The organism is Streptomyces sp. AB3(2024), from assembly GCF_041862025.1.
Lineage (GTDB): Bacteria > Actinomycetota > Actinomycetes > Streptomycetales > Streptomycetaceae > Streptomyces.
In genome coordinates, this window is the sequence record NZ_JBGWAB010000368.1 from 1 (window position 1) to 357 (window position 357).

The 357-nt window shown below is 70.0% G+C and carries 1 pseudogene; it reads right to left on the reverse strand.

What is annotated here, in order from left to right:
• A pseudogene (locus tag ACEPPI_RS40805) lies at window positions 1-357 on the reverse strand (ISAzo13 family transposase); the annotation flags it as partial.

A 357-nucleotide genomic window follows, 5' to 3' on the forward strand; every position in this document is an offset into this window, starting at 1 on the left:
GCTCGTTGAGGTAGCGGAACTGTGCGTCCCGGTCGACGTGCTGGCTGCCCTCGAGCGTCTTGACGTTGGCCTGCAGACTGAAGCCTTCCTCTCGCAGCAGATCCGCGACGGTGTCCGCGCTGACCCGGTGCCCGGCCCGGGTCAGTTCCCTCGCGAGTGCGCGGGTCGACTTCACCGTCCATCGCAGCGGCGACATCGGATCACCCCGCACATCCGGCTCGACCAGAGCCAGCAAAGCCGGCCGCAGCCCCGGATCGAGTTCCGCGACCCGCTTGCGACCCCCACCCGGACGCCGAACCCGGCCCAGCGGCTCCTCGCCGGACTCCAGCTCGAACACGCCCTTGCGGACCGTCGTCT